This is a genomic window from Desulfurobacterium sp., from assembly GCF_027028515.1.
Taxonomy (GTDB): Bacteria; Aquificota; Aquificia; order Desulfurobacteriales; family Desulfurobacteriaceae; genus Desulfurobacterium_A.
The window spans coordinates 1-1,813 of sequence record NZ_JALVIW010000022.1; the positions used below are offsets into that span (position 1 = coordinate 1).

Annotated in this window: 2 protein-coding genes and 1 pseudogene; 1 reads left to right on the forward strand and 2 read right to left on the reverse strand. The window is 37.4% G+C overall.

Features of this window, described 5'->3' with window-relative positions; genetic code table 11:
• On the reverse strand, positions 1–592 hold a 592-nt coding region (locus MV676_RS02245), incomplete at its 3' end, for a hypothetical protein (RefSeq protein WP_297444900.1).
• A 285-nt stretch (positions 593–877) separates the two neighbouring features.
• Here MV676_RS02245 and MV676_RS02250 point away from each other — a divergent pair.
• Positions 878–1,447 carry a hypothetical protein gene (locus MV676_RS02250; protein WP_297444902.1) on the forward strand — a complete coding sequence of 190 codons (570 nt, stop codon included), beginning with the start codon at positions 878–880 and terminating at the stop codon, positions 1,445–1,447.
• On the opposite strand, the pseudogene MV676_RS02255 reads toward MV676_RS02250, so the two are convergent.
• Positions 1,444–1,813 (reverse strand): annotated as a pseudogene (locus MV676_RS02255) (hypothetical protein); the annotation flags it as partial. The gene MV676_RS02250 and the pseudogene MV676_RS02255 sit on opposite strands and share 4 nt — an antisense overlap.

The window sequence follows — 1,813 nt, forward strand, 5'->3', positions numbered from 1 at the left end:
ACCTGCTTATCCCAAACGGCAGAGTGGGTTCTTCCGTCTTTTTCGGCTTTATAACGGGTTTTGTTCCCTTCCATACCATCTCTGTAAGAATTGTATCAAGCGTGTAATATCCCACATCTACAAACAGGGCAGGAATGTCTTTGTTGGCCAGGTATCTCCCATCTAAGTTGTAAATGTGATCAATGTATCCACCCCACCCCTGTGGAAACACATATGCCTGAATCCTTAACTTCTTTTTTCCGTGATAGTAAAATTCGTGAACTCCAGTTAACCTTTTTGCTACCTCTTCTCTGATGTCAAGCCAGGCAGGCGGTAAGCCTATTCCCAATCTCACCTCTTCGTTGTAGTCTTTAAGTGCATAGAAAACTACTGCCAAAAATTCATCTGAGAGGAAAAACTGCCTGTCCCTCGTTTCTGTAATTCCTTCCATTACGCCGATTTCGTACTTCTTACCGTTCACTTCCACAAAATCGGCCTCTCCAAGAGCCTTTTCTTCCCTAAACGGCCTGACATTCGTGGGAAACTTCGACCCACCAGACCTTGTATACCTCTTCGTCCACCCGTAACCTACATCCAGCCCTACAATTGCCATGACCAACCTCCTCTATCGTTTTCTTATGCCAATTATACCTAATTAACACTACCTATGTCAAGCTAATTATATCTAATTATGTCTAATGATTGATAATTAACCTGTTCCGATACAGCTACCAATAACCACAATACCGATTTCGGTCTAACAGAAAAAAGCAAATCTTCCACCTACTATTCCCCCTCTCCCGTTAAACCTGCATACTTTCGTTTTTCCAAATATCCATATTTGAAAGTAAAGAGAAAAGGAATATAATAATAAAAAATAGTACTCGGGAGAGGAATTATGGTAGAAACAATTTTCAATCCGTTAGAAATCCTGTTTTGGCTTACTTACGGAATTATTAGTGTAGTGGTTATGGGTGTAGTTAGTGTTTTCTATTATAAAATCTATAATGTAGTTTCTGAGCTTAAACACTTTTCTAACGAAATAGCTACCCAAATCGGTAAAAAATTTATAGTATCTCTGCTAATCGGTTTTGTTATTGGAATATTTGTTTACAAGTTTTTCTTACTCCCTATGCTCTACAATTCGACACAATTACAGGATAACAGTTTTTACCTGACTGCTACTTTTGTTCTTGTAATGGCCTACCTGTTTCCACTTTATTTCGTAGCAGAATCTAGAAACATTAAAGTGGATTCTTATATTCTTGCTAAGGTTAAAGAAAACGATTTTACGGGTGTGGTTAAAGAGGAAATAGAAAAAGTTAAGAACATCGTAGAGATTTCGGGATATGGAACTAGTTTTCTGCTCGGTGCCAACCTACCCATTGCAGTTATTTTGGGAATACTTGCCTTTCTGATTTCAACTACTCCGTGGAATATGTTTGCCTTAAAGAGGAATTCAAGTTAGCTTTTCCTACTTCTTTTCTTTCGTGTTTTTCCTTTTTTAAAAAACTTATCAAGCCACTTACGGCAGGTAGCAAAATCTCCTTTTTCTAATGCTTTTTTTACCTTATCGTCGCCGTATTTTTGGATAACCTGAACCTGTTTTTCCGTAAGTGGACGATTTAGTTGTTCTTTTTTCTTTTCTTTTAATACCTTATCTATCCACTTTGAAAGTTTGTTCTTATCACTTAATATCTCTGAATCAAGTTCTATCCCTTTTTCCTCAGCGAGTTTTTTGGCAAACTCAACCTGTTTTTCTGATGGCTTGCTTATTACATCTTTATGGGATTTTATTATAGAAGCACAGTATTCGAAGTTGTCAAGTTTAGAC

Bases quoted from the DNA above. Each gene is read 5' to 3' on its own strand.
- MV676_RS02250 (WP_297444902.1), top strand. From the start codon at position 878: ATGGTAGAAACAATTTTCAATCCGTTAGAAATCCTGTTTTGGCTTACT.